This is a genomic window from Rummeliibacillus sp. G93 (genome assembly GCF_023515935.1).
GTDB classification, from domain to species: domain Bacteria; phylum Bacillota; class Bacilli; order Bacillales_A; family Planococcaceae; genus Rummeliibacillus; species Rummeliibacillus stabekisii.
In genome coordinates, this window is the sequence record NZ_CP097314.1 from 3,200,880 (window position 1) to 3,220,889 (window position 20,010).

The 20,010-nt window shown below is 36.2% G+C and carries 21 protein-coding genes and 1 riboswitch; of the genes, 6 read left to right on the forward strand and 15 right to left on the reverse strand.

Features of this window, described 5'->3' with window-relative positions; all coding sequences use genetic code 11:
- The first annotated feature begins 5 nt into the window (after positions 1 to 5).
- On the forward strand, positions 6 to 1,649 hold the full coding sequence (locus M2M59_RS16200; RefSeq protein ID WP_249775108.1) for a thiamine pyrophosphate-binding protein: 1,644 nt from the start codon (positions 6 to 8) through the stop codon (positions 1,647 to 1,649).
- 94 nt (positions 1,650 to 1,743) lie between these two features.
- Here M2M59_RS16200 and M2M59_RS16205 read toward each other — a convergent pair whose 3' ends face one another.
- From M2M59_RS16205 to M2M59_RS16230, 6 genes are all read right to left on the reverse strand, one after another.
- Positions 1,744 to 2,349, reverse strand: a complete 606-nt coding sequence (locus M2M59_RS16205) for a hypothetical protein (protein WP_249775109.1) — start codon at positions 2,347 to 2,349, stop codon at positions 1,744 to 1,746.
- 131 nt (positions 2,350 to 2,480) lie between these two features.
- Complete coding sequence (locus tag M2M59_RS16210) at positions 2,481 to 2,936, reverse strand: hypothetical protein (protein WP_147197564.1); 456 nt, start codon at positions 2,934 to 2,936, stop codon at positions 2,481 to 2,483.
- 123 nt (positions 2,937 to 3,059) lie between these two features.
- Positions 3,060 to 3,695: a hypothetical protein gene (locus M2M59_RS16215; RefSeq protein WP_249775110.1), complete on the reverse strand. Its 636-nt coding sequence runs from the start codon at positions 3,693 to 3,695 to the stop codon at positions 3,060 to 3,062.
- Complete coding sequence (locus M2M59_RS16220; RefSeq protein ID WP_147197567.1) at positions 3,695 to 4,774, reverse strand: ankyrin repeat domain-containing protein; 1,080 nt, start codon at positions 4,772 to 4,774, stop codon at positions 3,695 to 3,697. Before M2M59_RS16220 ends, M2M59_RS16215 begins: the two co-directional genes overlap by 1 nt.
- A gap of 235 nt (positions 4,775 to 5,009) precedes the next feature.
- Positions 5,010 to 5,195, reverse strand: coding sequence for a hypothetical protein (locus tag M2M59_RS16225; RefSeq protein WP_147197569.1), 186 nt, complete (start codon positions 5,193 to 5,195; stop codon positions 5,010 to 5,012).
- A gap of 122 nt (positions 5,196 to 5,317) precedes the next feature.
- The gene (locus tag M2M59_RS16230; protein ID WP_249775111.1) at positions 5,318 to 6,886 is read right to left on the reverse strand and encodes a histidine kinase N-terminal 7TM domain-containing diguanylate cyclase; all 1,569 of its coding nucleotides are present in this window, start codon (positions 6,884 to 6,886) and stop codon (positions 5,318 to 5,320) included.
- Positions 6,887 to 7,090: 204 nt separating this feature from the next.
- A riboswitch (purine riboswitch) is annotated at positions 7,091 to 7,192 on the forward strand.
- 166 nt (positions 7,193 to 7,358) lie between these two features.
- Between M2M59_RS16230 and M2M59_RS16235 the strand changes: the two genes are divergently transcribed.
- The 5 genes from M2M59_RS16235 (at position 7,359) to rluF (ending at position 11,827) form a co-directional block, all read left to right on the forward strand.
- Positions 7,359 to 8,210: a DUF3100 domain-containing protein gene (locus M2M59_RS16235; protein WP_249775112.1), complete on the forward strand. Its 852-nt coding sequence runs from the start codon at positions 7,359 to 7,361 to the stop codon at positions 8,208 to 8,210.
- A gap of 1 nt (position 8,211) precedes the next feature.
- Complete coding sequence (locus M2M59_RS16240) at positions 8,212 to 8,670, forward strand: hypothetical protein (RefSeq protein WP_066791133.1); 459 nt, start codon at positions 8,212 to 8,214, stop codon at positions 8,668 to 8,670.
- A gap of 63 nt (positions 8,671 to 8,733) precedes the next feature.
- On the forward strand, positions 8,734 to 10,083 hold the full coding sequence (locus M2M59_RS16245) for an amidohydrolase family protein (protein ID WP_249775113.1): 1,350 nt from the start codon (positions 8,734 to 8,736) through the stop codon (positions 10,081 to 10,083).
- 43 nt (positions 10,084 to 10,126) lie between these two features.
- Positions 10,127 to 10,900 carry a sulfite exporter TauE/SafE family protein gene (locus M2M59_RS16250; protein WP_147197577.1) on the forward strand — a complete coding sequence of 258 codons (774 nt, stop codon included), beginning with the start codon at positions 10,127 to 10,129 and terminating at the stop codon, positions 10,898 to 10,900.
- A 219-nt stretch (positions 10,901 to 11,119) separates the two neighbouring features.
- A complete protein-coding gene (rluF, locus tag M2M59_RS16255) occupies positions 11,120 to 11,827 on the forward strand; it encodes a 23S rRNA pseudouridine(2604) synthase RluF (RefSeq protein ID WP_249775114.1) in 708 nt (235 codons plus the stop codon).
- A 154-nt stretch (positions 11,828 to 11,981) separates the two neighbouring features.
- Here rluF and M2M59_RS16260 read toward each other — a convergent pair whose 3' ends face one another.
- The 9 genes from M2M59_RS16260 to walK form a co-directional block, all read right to left on the reverse strand.
- A complete protein-coding gene (locus tag M2M59_RS16260; RefSeq protein WP_184117588.1) occupies positions 11,982 to 12,371 on the reverse strand; it encodes a MerR family transcriptional regulator in 390 nt (129 codons plus the stop codon).
- A gap of 12 nt (positions 12,372 to 12,383) precedes the next feature.
- Positions 12,384 to 12,701, reverse strand: coding sequence for a hypothetical protein (locus M2M59_RS16265; RefSeq protein ID WP_249775115.1), 318 nt, complete (start codon positions 12,699 to 12,701; stop codon positions 12,384 to 12,386).
- Between the two features lie 119 nt (positions 12,702 to 12,820).
- Positions 12,821 to 13,300, reverse strand: coding sequence for a 23S rRNA (pseudouridine(1915)-N(3))-methyltransferase RlmH (gene rlmH / locus M2M59_RS16270; RefSeq protein WP_249775116.1), 480 nt, complete (start codon positions 13,298 to 13,300; stop codon positions 12,821 to 12,823).
- 90 nt (positions 13,301 to 13,390) lie between these two features.
- Entirely contained in the window at positions 13,391 to 13,624 is a 234-nt protein-coding gene (locus tag M2M59_RS16275; protein ID WP_371923794.1) for a CxxH/CxxC protein, read from the reverse strand.
- A 103-nt stretch (positions 13,625 to 13,727) separates the two neighbouring features.
- Positions 13,728 to 15,002 carry a S1C family serine protease gene (locus M2M59_RS16280; RefSeq protein WP_066791147.1) on the reverse strand — a complete coding sequence of 425 codons (1,275 nt, stop codon included), beginning with the start codon at positions 15,000 to 15,002 and terminating at the stop codon, positions 13,728 to 13,730.
- 219 nt (positions 15,003 to 15,221) lie between these two features.
- Positions 15,222 to 16,010, reverse strand: coding sequence for an MBL fold metallo-hydrolase (locus tag M2M59_RS16285; RefSeq protein ID WP_147197592.1), 789 nt, complete (start codon positions 16,008 to 16,010; stop codon positions 15,222 to 15,224).
- Between the two features lie 12 nt (positions 16,011 to 16,022).
- Complete coding sequence (locus M2M59_RS16290; RefSeq protein WP_147197594.1) at positions 16,023 to 16,853, reverse strand: two-component system regulatory protein YycI; 831 nt, start codon at positions 16,851 to 16,853, stop codon at positions 16,023 to 16,025.
- Positions 16,840 to 18,186 (reverse strand): YycH family regulatory protein, encoded by a 1,347-nt coding sequence (locus M2M59_RS16295; protein ID WP_249775117.1) that lies wholly within the window; start codon positions 18,184 to 18,186, stop codon positions 16,840 to 16,842. Before M2M59_RS16295 ends, M2M59_RS16290 begins: the two co-directional genes overlap by 14 nt.
- On the reverse strand, positions 18,177 to 20,009 hold the full coding sequence (gene walK, locus M2M59_RS16300; protein ID WP_066791154.1) for a cell wall metabolism sensor histidine kinase WalK: 1,833 nt from the start codon (positions 20,007 to 20,009) through the stop codon (positions 18,177 to 18,179). Before walK ends, M2M59_RS16295 begins: the two co-directional genes overlap by 10 nt.
- Between the last annotated feature and the right edge of the window lies 1 nt (position 20,010).

A 20,010-nucleotide genomic window follows, 5' to 3' on the forward strand; every position in this document is an offset into this window, starting at 1 on the left:
TGAATATGAAAACAGCTCGACTTGTACTTGAATATTTAAAAGAGACCGGAGTAAAGTATATTTTTGGCATTCCAGCAGGTTCAGTTAATGCTTTTTTTGACGAACTTAATGATGTACCAGAGATTACGCCAATTGTAACAAAACATGAGGGTGCAGCTTCATATATGGCTGCAGCATATGCAAAATATACGAATGAGTTAGCTGTAAGTATCGGTTGCAGTGGCCCTGGTGCAACAAATCTCGTGACAGGTGCTGCAAATGCAATGCGTGAACACTTACCGGTTTTATTTATTACTGGATCTGTTCCATTAAATACAATGGGATTAAATTCTTCTCAAGAGCTGGATGCTGCGCCTATCTTTGCACCAGTTACAAAATACAGTGTATTAGTTAAAGACTCAAAAGATATTTTAAAAGAAATTGTGAAAGCATGCGAAATTGCGTTAAGTGATGTTCCGGGACCCGTTCATGTAGCGATTCCACTTGATCTACAGCATGAAGAGGCGGTTAACACTCATATACCGACTCCTGCCAAGAGAAAAGCTATGGTTCCAGATCTCAGCGTAATCAAAAATGTAGCTCAGGAATTATTAACTAGAAAAACGGGCTATATTTTCATCGGACAAGGCTCCCGTTACTCTACAGATCAAATCATTGAGTTAGCAGAAATGCTTAATTGGCCAATTCTAACAACTCCGGTGGCAAAAGGATTCATCCCAGAAAACCACCCTCTTCTAAAAGGTATTTTCGGCTTTGCTGGTCATGAAGAGCCTTCCTCTTTAATCAATGAAGGAAATGGAGAGGTATTATTAATTGTTGGATCAAGCTTAGGTGAAACAGCTACAAATAATTATAATGTGAATCTTACGAAGAACCGTTTTACTATCCAAATGGACTTTGACCAATCTGTATTTAATCGAAAATATCCGATTAACTTACCTGTTCTAGGTGATATCAACTTAAGCCTATCATATTTAATTGAGGAATTAAGAGCTGCTGGTCTTACAAGAAACACTGCTGATTTGGTTGTTCCAAATAAAGTAGGCTTTGAGGAAATGACAGAGGAATATAATACAATCAATGTACTTCTAAGCCTACAAAAATATTTACCAGCTTCCACTAGATATACAATTGATATTGGTGAGTTTATGTCTTATGTCATCCACCATATGAAGGTTCTGGATTATTCAACATTTGATATTAATGTACATTTTGGTGCTATGGGAAGCGGTATTGGTACTGCGATTGGTTCACAATTAGCAAATCCAGATCGCCCTACTGTATGCATTACAGGAGATGGTTGCTTCTTCATGCATGGTATGGAAATTTTGACTGCCAAAGAATACAATTTACCAATCCTATTTGTTGTAATGAATAATGCTCGTCTAGGCATGGTATATCATGGACATTCAATGCAATTTAAACGTACACACCCATCATTTGAGCAAGAAGCAATCAATATTAGCGCTCTTGCTACAGCCATGAATATCCCAGCTTATAGAGTAGATGACATGCAGGATCTTAACGAAGACTTACTGAATAACTTCAAGAATTTAAAGGGACCTGCTGTTTTAGAAATAGCTTTAGTCGATAATAATACTCCTCCAGTGGGCGATCGAGTGAAGTTTTTATCTTCTTTCGGAAAATAATATTCTAGAATAGTTTTCAAGAAAAATCAAAAAGCCATATAATATGGGAAGTTTCCCTTTTATATGGCTTTTTGAATTATTAAACTAAAATATCTTATAAAGTTGCGAAGGACTCTGTTACTACCTTACCAATGGCTTGCATGGTTTTCCCTTTAAAACTATCAGGAACCGCTTCACCTGTAGGATTACTATAATAATAACTACTGATTTCCTCATTATATGTATAACCTAGTTGTAATAATAATTGCTGTAGGTCTTCAGGAAGTGCCGCTGATCCTGTCTGTTCTATAAAGTAAGTGGTAGGATAAATTTTCACATCAATATCACCTATCCCAGTATGGACGACAAATAAGTCTTTTTCATGGTGAACAATCCATTGATCTTTAGAGTATAAGGATATCTTTGCGCCTTCTAAGGCTGAGATTCCTTCTAAATTAACTCCAAAAATTTTATTGATTAGCTGGCGAATAACCGGTCCTGTTTGTTTCTCATCAGACTGCTGTAGATACAAATCGATCACTTCTCTAGAAGACAATTTGCCAGGAGCAGATGTAGATCCTTCTATAGCATTATCTTTTAGTATTGGTGCCTTATCTAAATTTATTCCAAATGCTGAATCAACAGCCTCACAAATCACAGTACCACTAATTTTACCCTCGTAGGCATCAAGATACTTATCCATCATTTCAGATTTCGACATGTGCTTTCCCCCTTTTATATCACTCTAATTTAATAATAGCGAAAAAACTGAATATAACAAATATTAATATTTCATCTAAGCATTTAACATTAGTTTTATTTATAACTTCACAATAATTGACGGGGCTTTTTCTATATAGTCACAGAGGAATCTGTTAGTTCAAAATACCATTCTAGGAAGCAGTTAAAGCTTTTCCATTGCGGTTTCAAATTACCAGCAAAAAAATCCTCCATCTGCTGTCCCAATCCCAAGCCTAATACTTCATCTGTGCTCTTATTATAAAAAAAGCCGAACTCCCCTTCAAAGTTATCCAAAGGAATGTATTCTTCAGGCAGGTTTAAAACGCTATGAGTTCTCCCCATACCTAACATATAATCAGAAGAATTAATCATAAACCAACAAATCTGATAGATTTCACGGCGTCTATTGAAGAAAGTTGGTCCATCCTCTGCATGCAGATAAAACGATGCAAAATCTGACTCTAAATCGATGCCTAGCTTAACTAATGCACATTCATACTCGTCTGTAATATCTTCAAACCACCAGTTCTTGCTTTTGCAATAATTGATTACTTTTTCCGATAGCATCTAGACTTCTCCTTCGATATAAAATAAACTACATCCATTATATTCCTGAGTATACCACAACTCATTTTCTTGTGATTAGCTACAGAATATTAAACTTACTTTCATCATCAACCCTTCGTTGTATTAAGAGAATTGCCAAAAGCCTGCTACTGGATGTTGAATCTCAGTGAGCCCTATGTTGGCGAAAATATATAGGGAACCAAAACCAAATGGGTAATTGTCCTCTGGATGAAGCAACGTTTCAGGGTAACCTTCTTCATCTACTTGAAAGAAAAAAGAAAGTGATTCTTCCTTTAGTTTGGTAAAGTAATAGTCTTCCTCTTGAATAAGTCTTGGGTTCCCACCTAGTTTAATTAAAAAGGGTGACTCCTTAGACTTTTTGTCATCGGTGATTTCTCCATCTGAAATTACATGTTTTATAAGACCTGGATTAGTAAAGAGATCTTTGACGCTTTCCTTTGAAATTGGATGCTCAAGCACCTTTATTGAACAACTCGGATAAATGTTGTTGTCCAAATATACCTCATAGTCCTCTGGAATGAAGATTGAAATCATGCTCTCAGATTGGAATGGATGAATAATGCTTAAATAAAAATAATAGCTTTGATTAGTTTGATGGATAAGGTTTGCTTGCTCATCAAAGAAATCAGGTGCATTCCCGCCTATCCAACCAGTACCATGTTCATTCGAAGAACATGGTACTGCATAATAAAGAATACAGTCTGTTCTCTCCACTAAAATATTCGTATAGTTCTTCATTACACCTCTCCCTCAAGAAACTTAATGAGGTATATTTCAGGCTGTGCAAGGAAATCTGTAAAACTGCATAGGTCCGCATAGTTCTGATGCTCTTCGTCATAACAGCCTATCTGACCTCTGTTATTTGGATTCCAAACTAGCTGCAAATCAGAATAATTATCTATTTCAGCTGATAGGCGCAACATCTCTTGTTTGCCAAGTTTCATTTCAAACGTATCGGTCAATGCGAAAAAATCGATATAGCCAATGTCAAATTCATTTTGCGCCAATTCAAGACGGGGCTTGTCTCCTGTAAGAAAGATTACCAGTTCATCTGGTAATTTATATTTTTTCAGTTCATGCTTTTTATTTTCTAAATTATGCATTTCAGTCGGCTCTAGTGACTTTAAATAACCAGCTAAGTCACTATGCTTATTACTAACGGCAATCGTGTAAGGCCTCTCACCGTTCTTTTCTGCTAAAGTCACGTCCGCCCCGTGTTCAATCAAAAATTTAACCATAGTCGTATTCCCCATACGTACAGCAACCGTTAACGGAGTCGCTTGATAAGGATAGACTTTATCCGGTTTATTATAATTGATGTCCACCCCTTGATTGAGCAAATAATTGAGTGTCTTCATGTCATGGTCTGAAACGGCTTCTCTCAATACAGCACCGCCATAAAGCTTTATATTTAATCCCAGTTCATGTATAAGCGGAATATTACTTTTATTGCCATAGTAGGCCTGTGAATAAGCGTCAGATCCTATTTGATTAAGCATATCTAACTTGGCTCCTTGTCCAGCAATATACCTAACGATGTCTTCCTTACAATAGCGGACGGCTTTTAAAAATGCAGGATTATGCTTTGCATTTAGATTGGCCCCATGCTCTACCAGCAGCTTTACCACCTCAAATTTCTGTGATACAAGCGCCAGATCCAATGGGCTTAATGTAATACGCTTATTAAGTACGATGCCCTGCTCAATATCCCAGCCTTCTGTTATTAATGCTTGTAAAGCAGGAATATCTCCTTGATAAATGAACATGGCGATTTCCGGCAGTTCTTTAAACCTCCCAATATCTTTCAAAACAATCATCCCAAACACCTCTCTATCTCTATAATAAGCTACTTACTAATAAAATAGGTACCTCGGTCCTGATGTTCTACTTTCAGCTTTATGAATGCTTAATGAACTGACAGAGAAGTCGTATATTATAATATGAATGATTTCTCTAAGCCCTGTCAGAAGCAAAAGATTATAAAACTAGAACCGTATATAATTATATACGGTTCATCTTTTAGTGTTTTAATTAGGAACACCCATATATTTTTTATAAACGCTCTAAATCCTGATACTCTTTGATATAAGGACCATCCTCTGCTACATATGAATGGTACAATGCCTTTACTGCAAAATTTTTCTCTAATCCCATTTCTGATTTTAGCCTTTTTAATTCATCATGTAACACTCGATGTTCATTGATAAGCTTTAACATAGTTGTTTTATTATACTTCATTACATCCGTCCTTTTTTATAACTCATATTATTATTATTTTGAAATAACGAAATTCATGGTAAGCATGTGTAGCGATGATCCTCTTGTAGCTAGTATTGTTCTAGTCTTTTATACAAAGTATATTATACATTTCTTTCCTCTGTATAAACGTACACTTGGTTACGTCCTTCTTGTTTGGCCGAATATAATGCTTTATCCGCTTTATTCAGAAGCTGATATAGTGTCTCCTCTTTCTCTTTCGTCGCTTCAGCTACTCCAAGACTTAGAGTAACAGAAATAATTCCATCATTTGTGATGAGTGGGTTTGTTTCTACATGGCTGCGTATCTGATTAGCTAATACTTCGGCTTCTAACACCGTATATCCCTTCAATGCAAGAACAAACTCCTCGCCGCCATATCGGGCAAAGAGTTCCCCTTTGTTCAACTGAGCTCGACAAATATTTACTACATGCTGAAGCAACTGATCACCAACAAAATGCCCGTACGTATCATTAACTCTTTTAAAATAATCAATATCCATCAAAATCACCGAGAAGGCCAATGAAGTATTCTTTAACTCTGAAAACTCTTGATTACACTTCTGAAAAAATGCACGTCGGTTATAAATTTGTGTAAGTTCATCATAAAAAGCTTGATATTCCAGTTGGACCTGCAATCTTTTTAGATCTGTAATATCAGTAAATATAATTAACAGACCTTTATTAGTATTAGCATACTGTAGTGGTGACATACGAACTTGATAAGTATTCTCTGAATGATTTGCTGCTCTAAGCTGTAGTTCTTGGTTAAATGCAGTCTTCTTCAAATCAAAAGGGAATGCACTTCCTGACAATTCAACCCAAACTTTAGCAAAGTCCATTCCAAACATTGACTTATGCAATTTTGGAAACATGCTCTGACATGCTTGGTTAAACTCGATTAATCGGTTAGATTCATCTAATACGATAACACCATCATTAATACTATTAAATATCACATCTTTAGCAACAGGCATAATCGTAAACATACGTGATGAGCTAATAGACCATAAATATAAGAGTGAGGAAAGCCATAAAACCATTGGTACAGGGTCAATTCCTGGAGGAGTCACCCCTATTAAATATATAAAAGCTGTGATTATAGGCACTAATTGACCGCACATTAATGCGATTAATTGCAAACGGTAAGCCCTAGCTGTTTCTTTCCAACGAGAGAGTACTAGAAGAAAGGCCACAAACATGCTGGCAAATGTGAAAACGCCTTGGATCATATACCATATACCTAATTCCAAATGTACATAAGGAGCGCCCAAAGCTGGATCAATTTCAAACACTCTATAATACAGGTGATGGAAGTTATTCGTAGCAACCAGGATCAAGCTAATAAAAGGTATAAGAAGAAGCGCTACACAACCTTTTTTAGTTATCTTCATCCCTAAATACTGCATGATAAATAGTAACCCTAAAGGCGGTGAAAATGGCATTCCTATATATTGAACGATAGTCCAAAATTGTACTTGTTCAAGATTTGTAGACAATAACCCAAATGCGGAAGCAATACAATAAACAGATGTAAACGCAGTATAAAGAATAAATAGATTGGCGATTTTCGTATAATTAAATCGCTTAACGAAAACGTATATGCATAAATACAAATTTAGCACGCTTGATGTACAAACTAGAGTTATATTAGCTGTCAAATCCGAATTCACGGTTATGTACCTCTTTAAAAATGTTTTTATTTTAATTTAGCATAATAACAGATATACATATACTTATTGTTGTTATGACTATGTACATTTCAATCAAAAAAAATGTCTTCTTATGTCGAAAAACTCCCTAAAAAAATTTGACATTCTAAAAAAAATGATATAAATTGTTAAATACACGAACAAATATTAACTATATACAATTCAATATTCGTCTTTTTGATTCTTCGTATAAACTTGGAAATAAGGTCCAAAAGTCTCTACCAAACTACCGTAAATAGTTTGACTATGAGGAATGACAGAAAACGGCACGTTATCAGCACTGACCAAACCATTCATTATTCAGGCTATTTCTCGTTTTTTGTTTTTTCTGTATGTCAAACTCTAGTTATTTTAACTAGAGTTTTTCTTTTTCCACTCATATTTATACGAAACTATTCTAAAAAGAGAAAATCAACTGGAGAGGAAAAAGAGAATGAAAAACAAAGAACAATATCAATCAATAGGAAAAATAATCAAGGAGAATTATCGTTTATACCTGGCTGCTCTAGTCATCGTTCTCGTTGCTGAATTAATTGGGTTAAAAAAGCTTCAAATAGGGTCTGCTTTAATTATCATATATCCAATGCTTTTTGCGATTGTGATAAGTGTCTTACTTGGACCTGATATTTTTCGATTTTTTAAAGAAAAGGAATCAAAGAATGCCTCATCACTTGTTCTCGTGGCCATTACTCCTTTTATGGCAAAAGTAGGTGTACTAGCCGGTGCGAATCTTCCAAAACTAGTTGATGTAGGTCCCGGATTAGCTTTCCAAGAGCTTGGACATGTTGGAACGATTTTTCTAGCCTTACCAGTCGCATTATTATTAGGGATTAAGAAAGAAGCCATCGGTGCTACAAGCTCTACATGCCGTGATAAGGATTATGGACTGATTTGTCATCTATACGGGGCTAATTCACCAGAAGCAAGGGGCGCCCTGTCTATTTACATCATCGGTTTTTTAATCGGCACAATTTATATCGGTTTTTTGGCAAGTTTGGTAGCATCCATGAACATTTTCCATCCCTTAGCACTAGCTATGGCCAGTGGTGTCGGGAGTGGTGTAATGATGGCGGCTGCATCTAGCACACTGGCAACCATCTATCCGGAATATGCTGATCAGATTGTAATGCTAGCAGGCGCAAGTGATATGTTGGCTGCAATTGTTGGAATTTACTTCACTTTATTCATTTCACTTCCTCTTACAAGGAAAATGTATTACTGGCTTGAACCAAGAATCAGCCCAAAACATACACGAGAAACAAAAAATATGAAGGTTGGTAGTTAATATGACAATGAATATGCGCGATTGGACTATTTCTCTTTTATTCACTTCTGTTATTACAACCCTTGTGGCTAACCTAATTGGAAATCATATGTCCATTGCAGAATCCATTCCAGGTGTAATGATTTTATCAGCTATAGCTTTCATTGGGATATTTTTAGGAAAATTAATTCCTTTAAGAATACCAGCCATTGTTTATGTAATTCTTACAGGATTACTTGTTGCAAGTCCTATTTCCCCCATCTCCCAGCCAATCATTGATTACACAGCCAAAATATCCTTTATGGCTCCAATCACAATTGTTGGGACCCTTGCTGGAATTGGTCTTAATTTCAAATCCTTTATCAGCCAAAGTTGGAAAATGGTCATCGTAGCGATCTTAGTTTTTACCGGTACATTTCTTATACAAGCCATTTTTGCTCAAGTGTTCTTAAACTTAACTGATACGTTAGATTCATTCTAAATACAAATGAGGTAGGAAGGCGACTGCCATCCTGTTTCCTAAAGCCATCTAAGGAGAATTGTTATGGAAAATAGAGAGTATAATGCTGATTTAATGATTACAAACTGTTCTATATTAACCCCAGATTTAAACGTACTAAATAACCAATGTCTTGTTATAAAAAACAATACCATCATAGATATTGGTGATAATATCCTCTTATCAAAATCCTACAAATCAAAAGAAGTGCTATGTGGAAATGGAAAATTACTGATGCCCGGCTTAATTGATGCACACACCCATTCATGTCAGCAGCTTCTACGTGGAAGAATTGCAGATGAATACCCTATGATCTGGACACGCATAATGGTTCCATTTGAAAGTAACCTGCAAGAAAAAGATGTATACATAAGCTCTCAGTTAAGCTGCCTTGAAATGATCAAGTCGGGAACAACAGCCTTTATTGATGCAGGTGGAAGACATATGCATAAGGTAGCAGAATCTATTTTGGAATCTGGTCTACGAGGGGCTATTACATGTTCCACTATGGATACCGGCAAGGATATTCCTGATATAATGAAATCTAGTATAGAGAAAAATATTAGTGAAAACCGGCAATTATATAACCAATTTCATGGAACAGGTGACGGAAGATTAGATGTATGGTTTTCACTGAGATCTATTATTACTTGTACACCTGATTTAATTCAGGAAGTTTTTGCAGCCGCAAAGGAATGTTCCACAGGTGTACAATCTCATATGAATGAATATCCAAATGAAATTAGTTATTGCTTGGAAAACTTTAAAATGCGTCCGTTTGAATATCTTGAGTCTATAGGTGTCTTGGATCAAAATTTCCTAGGTGCACATAGTATTCTACTTTCTGAAAATGAAATGGATATTATTAAAACTTATAATAGTAAGGTCGTTCATTGTCCCATTAGTAATTCAGGCAAGGGAATTCCTAAGACGCCTAGCCTACTGCAAAAGGGTATAAGTGTTGGTTTTGGAACAGATGGAGCTGGTCACTCTGGATTGAGTTTATTTGACCAGATGAAAGTGTTTAAATCATTAATGCGAGCCTTTTTGGGAGTTCCTATTTTTGATCCAGTTGTCATGCCTTCAAAGAACATCTTAGAAATGGCGACATTAGGTGGCGCTAAAGCCATGTTACGAGAGCATCAGCTAGGGACATTAGAGGTTGGTAAAAAAGCGGACATGATTTTAATTAACATTGACCAGCCGCATATTTCTCCGACACATAACTTGCTAAATACCCTAATCGAATCTGTTAACAGTAATGATATAACCGATTGTATTGTCGATGGCAAAATATTAATGAAAAACAAGGAAGTACTTACATTGGATGAGGAAAAAATAAAATATGAAAGTAAGCTTGCAATGAAGGAACTTTCTATTCGAGCAAACATATAACCCTACTCTAATTCATGGGTTAGGAATAATTGAGGTCTGATAAATGTTTACAAATTTATTTCTTTTTAGTATTGTCGCATGTTCCAATTTAATTATTGGCATTTTATTAGGGATGTCCGGAATTGCAGGATTTCTTCTTCCTCTAATATACGTAGGCTTTTTAGATATACCTGTGCATGATTCTCTTGCACTAAGTTTCTTATCCTTTGCTGTTTCGGGTATAATTGGTGCCTATTCTTATTGGAAATCAAAAAACATGGATTTAAAACTAGCGCTGTTTTTAAGCCTCGGCAGTCTTCCAGGTGCGTTTTTGGGAGTTCAAATCAATGTACTCATTTCTGATTTCCTAGCAAAGCTTCTTCTCTATATCTTTATCCTGCTAGCTGGGCTATCTATGCTTAAGAAAAACAAGGATGATACTAAAGTAAATCGATCAATACTATTGAATCATTCATCAATCATTATCCTTCTTGGTTTTCTAACAGCAACCATTTGCGCATTAACAGGGGCAGGTGGTCCCATTTTATTAGTACCGTTACTAGTTAGCCTCGGAATCAATATTCGGGTGGCAGTAGGGGTAAGTCTTTTAAATTCTGTGTTTATCGCTATTCCCTCCATATTCGGCTACTTTGCCCATGCCAATATGAAAACCATCCCAATGTTAATTATCGCTAGTTTAATTGGAACCATTATAGGGATTATTACAGGTACTCGTCTTGCTAATAAGGTCCCTATCAACCGTTTAAAAATAATGATTGCACTCATAACTATCCTATCTTCTGTTTATATGCTAGTTATGCTAAAAGTGGGGGCCTGACCCCCACTTTTTTTATAGATGGACCCTCTAAGCCCTACAAAGAGTACCTTTCTCTACTTTCCTTATAAATACAAAAGAAAATACTCCTATGATGGCGATATATATTTCAATTGCCATGAACTTTTATCCCTTATATCTGAATAATAGTATGTGATTCAGCCTTAAAATAAAGTATAGTTAGTATTTAATAAAACAATCCCTGATTAAGGATGTGCCAACATGCGTATTAATAAATATATAAGTGAAGCTGGAAAAGCATCTAGACGAGGTGCAGATAAATTAATTACTGATGGAAGAGTTACAATCAATGGTAAACGTGCAACTATAGGTAGCCAAGTTGAAGCTGGGGATGACGTCCAAGTAGATGGAAATCCAATCTTTGTAGCAAGGAATAATGTCTATATTGCCTTAAATAAACCTGTAGGCATTACGAGTACAACCGAAAAAGGTGTAAAAGGGAATATTGTTGATTTGGTCAACCACCCATTAAGAATATTTAATATTGGACGCCTGGATAAAGATTCGGAGGGCTTAATTCTTCTTACGAACGACGGCGACATTGTTAACGAAATTCTGCGTTCTGAAAATAAGCATGAAAAAGAGTATATCGTTTCTGTAGACAAGCCAATTACTGCTGAATTCTTAAAGAAGATGTCAGAGGGAGTCAAAATATTAGGCACCAAAACACTTCCTTGTGAAGTAGTACAATTATCAAAATTTGATTTTCAAATCATTTTGACACAGGGACTAAATCGTCAAATTCGCCGCATGTGTGCTGAATTAGGATACGACGTCTACCGATTACAAAGAACCCGAATCATGAATATTCATTTAGGTAACCTCCCACCTGGACAATGGAGAGATTTATCTAAGAAAGAGCGAACTCAATTATTTAGAGAATTAAACTATGAACCAAAAGAATGGTAAAAGGTACGGAATATTAAATTAAAGTAGAGTTATCATTGAATTAAGCCACACTAAAGGGACAATCTCATTAGAATTAAATCCATAGTGCCTCTTTCAAAGAAAGAAGCACTATGGATGATATGCTTAAAGGACATCTATATAAAAGTTAAAAACTCTAACACTTATTTCTTTCTAATAGTTGTTCAATTTTATAATCTGCGTTTAGTAATACACGTTTTATTTGTTTAATGTTATTTTCCTTTTGTACCATTTGTGTATATTTATTTTGAAATATCTCTTTTATTTGAAGGACATTTTGAATTTCTTCTTGTGTTAATTTTTTATTATGATCCGTATTTTTCGACCAATCAAAAAGCATCTTAACTTCCAATAGTGAAAATCCCGTTTGTTTTAGTTTAATAATGGTTTCAATTAGAATGACGTCATTATTGTTATATTCACGATATTTGTTTATAATTTCTGGCTGTAATAAACCTATTTTTTCATAGTATCGAATAGTATCTTTACTAATACCGGTACGCTCTGCAAATTCTCCAATTTTCACCACTACCACCTACTATTTTATAAATTTATAAACCATTAGAATAATTATACTATGGAAAATAAAACGACTGATATGATGGCTGTACTTAATGCGGCCATTTGTTACTATCCCTTGTATAATCGTCAATATGTGTAGAAAAACAAATGAGAGAATTAGTAATAGAAACAGCAAGTCTTTACTTGGTATAAATAAGATTAAAATAATTCCTGTTGATACAATAATGAATAATAAGGCTCTTACATGATATCCTTCTTCTTTCCATTGTTGGAAGCCTGCTACTGCCATTAAAAAAGCATATAATCCACTCAATATATACGTCACGCTAGCCATTTACATCACTCCATTCTTTTAATATATACACTTTAAAAGATGGAGTTAACTCCATGTCAATAAATAAAGAACAGCCTACTTTAATTCGTAGCCTGTTCTATGTAATTCAAAAACCGCACTTACTTGTGATAGGGTTCACCCTTCATAATCCGAAAACTTCGATACACTTGCTCCACTAATACTAGCTTCATTAGCTGATGTGGCAAGGTCATTTTTCCAAAGGAGAGTTTATCGTTAGCTCTACTTAACACATCATTATGAAGGCCGAGCGAACCACCAATGACGAAAGCAATTTTGCTTTGGCCATATGTCATGAGACTTTCAATATCTTTTGAGAGTTCCTCGGAGCTGCGCATCTTACCATTGATAGCAAGGGCGATGACATAATGATCAGGGGTTAGTTTAGCGAGAATCCTTTCTCCTTCCTTCTTTTTAACGATTTCCATTTCAGCATCACTCAATTGTTCAGGCGCTTTTTCATCAGGAACTTCGATAATTTCCATTTTTGTATAACCATTTAAGCGTTTGACATACTCCTCAATGCCCATTTTTAAATACTTTTCCTTCAATTTACCGACACTAATAATTGTTATACCCACAAGTTATCCACCTACCTTTTTTATTTACAAACAACTTATCCCCAAAAGTTATACACATATCCACAATTCATTTCAATATATTGTGTGCGTTCATTTGTTCGCCACAATATATGTTGCATGCTCTTCACAGTACTCGCACTTTGTGGATAACTTTTCTTCCTCACTTATATTTTCCATTAACGGTATCTTTTTTTCAGTTGCAACAAACATGTCTAAAGCATGTCCTATATGGGTTTCGCAGCTATATATTGTCAAAATATTTATTCCTTTCTTGCTTTTAGATTTCCACAGAGTTATGCACAATTTACCTTTTTTTATCCACAACTCATTGTATCAAACAAAAAGCGAGCTGGAAAGAAGGGGATTTTCTTTCCTTGCTCGCTTGTTTATAATTTAATGCTTTTCCATTAGTTATCCACAAACTAAATTATTGTTTTAGTTTTGAGCTGTCTTCTAATGTTAATGTTTTTTGAACCAACTTGCCATCACGATACACTTTTAATTTGATGTGATCTCCAACATGTTTCTTGTTGTAAAGAATCTTACGGAGGTCGATTGAATTATCTACTTTTTCTCCATCCATTTCAACAATGACATCATATTTCTGAATACCTGCTTTTTCAGCTGAAGAATTTTTCACAACTTGGCTTACAACAATACCAGCTGTTACTTCAGGAGGCAATTTTAAAGTTTGGCTTTGGTGGTAAGCTGGTACATCTGTTAAATCGATTAGTGATACGCCCATTGAAGGTCTTACTACTTTCCCCGTTTGTTGCAATTCGTCTATTACAGGAATAGCTGAATTAATTGGTATGGCAAAACCTAATCCTTCTACAGCAGATTCAGAAATCTTCATTGAGTTAATGCCAATGACTTGGCCTGCCAAATTGATTAATGCACCTCCACTATTCCCTGGGTTGATTGCTGCATCTGTTTGCAATACTTCTTCTTGCCAATCCTCCGTACCGTCTTCATTTAAATCCACCGGCACAGTACGATCAGTTCCTGAGATAACGCCAGTTGTAACAGAACCATAGAAGTCTAATCCTAGAGGGTTACCAATAGCAATCGCAGTTTCACCTTGTTTTAATTTATCAGAGTCGCCAAAAGTAGCCACCGTTTTTACCTTTTTACTTGAGATAGAAATAACCGCTAAATCTGTCCATATATCTGTGCCGACTAGCTTAGCTTGTTCTTTAGAGCCGTCTGAAAATGTAACTTCTAACGTTTTAGCTCCTTCAACAACATGGTTATTGGTGACGATATATGCTTTGTTCCCTACTTTTTTATAAATGACACCAGAACCACTGCCAACTGGCTCACTGGAATCCTGATCGTTTTTACCATTACCTCCAGTGATGCCGCCACCATCTTGGAATGGTAAGTCGCCCCATAAGTCAGTTTGCGTTTGTTGAATATTTGTAATGCCCACCACTGCATCCTTTGTCTTTGCAACAGCATCTGTTACATTCGTTGAGACCTCTGTAGATACCTGTGGAGTTGATGTTTTATTGGCTGTGGAACTGCCGCTGCTCGATACTCTTGCACTATTATTATTCGGCAGGTAATCCACCATGGACGGCAATAAGAGCCATACAAGAAGTGCTCCTACAATGACACCGATAATTCCGCTCAAAAAATAGCCTGCCTTGCTTCCATCTTTCCTTCGTGTTTTTGTTTCATCTTGATCGTAATATCCCATATGTTTCATCCTTTCTTCAATTATCTGCTTCGTTAGTAATACAATATCTGACCAACATTAAAATAAGATGAAAACAAGTTTAAAATCACCTCAAAGTTTTCCTTATCTTAACTTCCCCATTTCGGCATAAAAAAATCCCCTTTTATTAAACTGACTCTAATCTCGTTCGTTATCAATATAACGGTCAGAGCCATTTCTTAAAGGGGGATTTCTATATATTTAGACTGTGACCAGTTCTGTTGGTTCATTCGCATCCGTATCATACAATTGGACGAATTCACCAGGCATAATGCCACATGATTGCAATGTTTGAGAAACGCTCATGCGTGCTAAATCTTTCATATTATTGTCTTTACTTAAGTGTGATAAATAGATGCGCGTTGGCTTCTGATCTATCACTTCACTCATTGCAACAGCTGCATCCTCATTGCTAACGTGCCCTAAGTCGCTCAAAATTCGGCGTTTGACTGACCAAGGATAACGTCCCATCTGCAGCATGCCAACATCATGGTTGCTTTCAAAAACAAATGAATCAGCACTTCTTATAATGCCTTTCATCCGATCGCTAACATAGCCTGTATCTGTGATGACCACTAGCTTTCTTTGACCATCATGGAAGCAATAAAACATAGGATCACTTGCATCATGTGAAACAGCGAAGGACTCAACATTTAATGAGCCAAAGGTTTTGACCGTTTCCATATCAAATTGAAAACGAAGGTCTGTTGGAATTGTTCCGACTAGCCCATCCATTGCCTTCCATGTTTTTTCATTTGCAAATACAGGTATTTGATATTTTCTCGCCAGCACTCCCACACCTTTAATATGGTCAGAATGCTCATGTGTAACCAATATCCCGTTTAAACTTTTTATATCACGGCCTACTTTTTCAAAAAGCTGTTCCATCTTTTTGCCAGTCAACCCAGCATCGACGATTAATGAATGTTCGCCGCTCTCTACAAAGATGGAGTTGCCAGTACTGCCACTAGCTAACACACTAAACTGCATGGCTAAAACTCCTTACTGTTGCTGTAATTCCCTTTCTTTGGCGTTATGTTCAATATCTACGATTGTCCCATCTGCGTTTACAAAGTAATCCACTTCATTCTTAATCCCTTTTTTATCCTTTGGCAACTCTACATGTATATACCATGTTGGTGCCAGTACTTGGATTTGCGTTAAAGGTACAAGTGTTGAATAGCCAAGCTCTATTTTTGTAATAGTAGAGTTCGGCATTAAATAGCCTTTGTTTAGAATAGCCTTAATAGCTTTTTCTGGTTCAATCAACGTTCCTTTTTCGCCAAAACTTTTCAGTGAATCAAACATCCTCTGTTCATAGTTTGTGATTTCATTTGCGTCATTCCAATGTACTTTTACAGCTGCATTCTGATTGTAATAAATCGTTCGATTATCTGAAACTTGGAAGAATGTTGCTACTTTGTTTAACTTGTCTATCTTCCAAAGCCTATACGATCTTCCTTTATAAACATTCTTCTCAACAAATTGCGTTATATTATTAGCTGATAAACTTGTCAAAGGCATCGGCTTGGTAATCTTTGATACAATTTCTGTGTCATTATTACCGATATGGAGCTTTTGATTTTTCAATTGGGCAAGCTCCAACATATTAAATTTTTTAATTTTGCCTGAAATATAGGAGACGTTAATCGTTGCAGCAGGCTTATTTTTAATCGTTATGTTTTCATCTTTTAAACGTGTAGAAAAATCTGTATCGCCAATAACAGGAACACTTTGCGCTTCATTATAACGATTTACGTACATATAATACAAAAATATATTTAAAATAGAAAATACAATGATAAAGATGGTTTTGGCTTTATTCCAATCCAACTTGCTCACCTCCTGCACTCGGTACTAGAGGTAGAGACTTCCACTTGCCATTGATAAAGTAAAACCAAGTAGGCTTCAGTATAAAGACATTCGGACGTTCATTCGTAGATAAATAATAACCCGGCCTTATTTCTTCCACATCATTTATATCGACACCATCTTGTTTGCTTATTTCCTCAATGGCTCTTTCGCCACTCTCTATCATAACGGTTTCGTTTTCAGGGACAGAGACAAGCTTGTAATAAGGACGTATATAACGAGCAATCCGGGTTTCTCCCCATACAGTCTCGATCGCTGTAGAGGTGACAGATGCGTCAGTATATACCATATAGTCTTTCACATATAGCTGATACATAATTTTGTTGTTTGAAGTATCAACATCTTCATAGCGAAAATCGCCTGTCCATCCACCATGTTCATTAATAAAATTGAATGTATTCAAGATAAGGCTAGATTTATTTGTCTTTTCTAAGTTGTCTACAGCATTGGCATCAACATAATCCAATGTTTTTTTACTTGTATTAACCGTCATCATGGAAACGCCATCCGTATAATTCTCTTTAAAGTTTGTATCATCAATACTGCTTTTAACTCTTTTAGGCATTGTAAATAATGCATTTTTAAACTTATCAATAGATGAAGAAGAGCTTAAATACGTATACTGCATAACCTTCTCCTCTTGTGCAGGTAAATACAGTGTATTTCCTCTTTCCCTTGCGTACGCAATATAACGTTCAAGAGAATGAGATTTGTCTATAATATGTTTATAAAAGTCATCTTGGCTATCTACATGTACCTTTGCTTTGTAAAGCTGACCATTAGCAGTATTGGCGAAGAAAACAATAAGTTCATCTGAGTCGTCTATGCGCTCCCAATCTAAAATCATTTTATTAAATGAAAGATTTTTAGGCTGCTCATCGACGGACGGCAAAATATTTTGGAAGATGGCATAGGGCACCTCAGCAGGGAAAAATAGCGTGAAGTTATCTGCATCTCTCATTAATTGATTCACCTTATAGGCATTCGCATTTTTGCTTACTAAAGTCATATTAGAGATACGCCAACGATGCATTCGATTCAGCATGTTTTTCATTTCTTCATACCGATCTGTGCCGCGCCACGTATCCTTCTCGTGGAAGACCATACGATATGGTTTAACGACATCAGCCAGCTGTTGTTTCTTTTCAAAAGAAACATTCAGCGGCGGTTTTTGTTTTTCAAGTGGGTCATAGTCTGGTTTGTATGTCCAAATGGAAAACGTCAATGTAATGCTTAAAAAGACTAAGACGAAGAGTAAAAGTGATTTAATCTGCTCGATATATTTCAATCCCACTCACCTGCCTCATCCTCTTCATATGGCAATGTGAAGAAAATGGTTGTACCTACTCCCTCTTCACTCTCTGCCCATATTTTCCCGCCATGCGCTACAATCATTTCCCGAGAAATAGCAAGACCAAGCCCTGTTCCACCCATAGATCGTGCCCGTGCCCGATCTACACGATAAAAACGGTCAAAAATACGGTCAACATTATCTTTCGGAATACCCATTCCATCATCTGAAATCATGACGGTTAAAATACCGTCATTTGCTTTCATGCCAAAGCGGATATTGCCGCCATCCGGCGAATATTTCAATGCATTGGAGATAATATTATCAATAACTTGAGTAATCTTATCTGTATCGATTTCTACATAGTATGAAACAGAAGGCAATAATCGTATAAATTCAACGTTCTTCGATTTTGCCATTTCAAAACGGTCAATAATGCTGTTGAAGAATCGATTAAAGTCCACAATATCAGCATTGATTTCATATTCTCTGCTATCCATATGGGAAAGCTGTAATAAGTCTGTTACCAGACGAATCATTCGCTCCGTCTCAGTTTGTGTGACATGTAAAAAGTGCGGGGCAATCTCTTTGTTTTGCCAAGCCCCTTCTGTCAATGCTTCTAAGTAACTGCGCATCGTTGTAAGTGGCGTACGCAATTCATGAGATACATTAGACACAAACTCGCGCCGTTCCATATCAATCTTTTCTTGTTCTGTAATATCATGCAGAACTGTAATCAAACCGTTCACAAAGCCAGTTTCCTTCTGTATTACAGAGAAATTAGCACGCCAAATATAAGGACGCTCTGAGGAACTAAAATCAAGGTTGATTGCATCCTTCATGTGGATTAAATCCTCAAATGTATGTTGTTTCTCCAAACCTAATACAGAAACCAATGGTCTTCCCATTAGCTCATTATGGCCGCTATTTAACAGTTTTTCAGCTGGTGAATTGATTAATATAATTTTCCCCTTCCGATCAGTCGCAATAACGCCATCCGTCATATTTGTAAGGATGGAGGCAAGCTTTCTTCTCTCACCTTCAGTAGTTGACTGCGCTTCTTGAAGACGATTGGTCAGATGGTTGAAGGCAATAGCTAATTGACCTATTTCATCGTTGCCATAAACTTTAACCTTCCTTGAGAAATTCCCTCTGGCCATTGCTTGCGCTTGTCTTCGCATATCGGAAATTGGTTTTGTAATAGTTCTGGCAATAAAAATGCCAAGCACAATTGTTATGGCTAATGCTAATGCTGTACCGGCTGCAAGGATTTGATTAATATCATTCATTTGCTCAAAAATCCGTTCAATGTTTGCCTTTACATAAACGGTTCCAATTTCTTTGCCATTAGCCTTTCCATTTGACATGATGGGAGTGGCCACTACCCAAATTCTTTTGCGTGTCTTTTCATCTAATGCAATTTTGGCATAGCGCGTTTGTGTTGTAATAGATTGCCTTACAAGTGAATCCATTTCTCGTTGCCCGACAATAGACTGATTGCTCTTATCAGAAGAAGCAAGGATTCGGTAACGCGGATCTATGACTCTAATTTCTTTAATATCATCGGAGGATAAATCTACAATACTTTTTAAGCTTTGTTCAAGCGTTGGATCACTATCCGTTCGTTCTTTTAACAATTCTTCTTTAACGCTAAAGTTAACAAGCGTCAAACGATCAGTAACTGAAGTTTCAAAGCTCTTCTTTAGGTTTTGTTCCAATTCCTTTGCAAAATAAAGCCCTATAATTTGCATTGCAATAAGGATGAGTAATACATAAATCAGTACTAGTTTCACTTGGACTGATTTAAAAAAACGGACCTTTTGCATG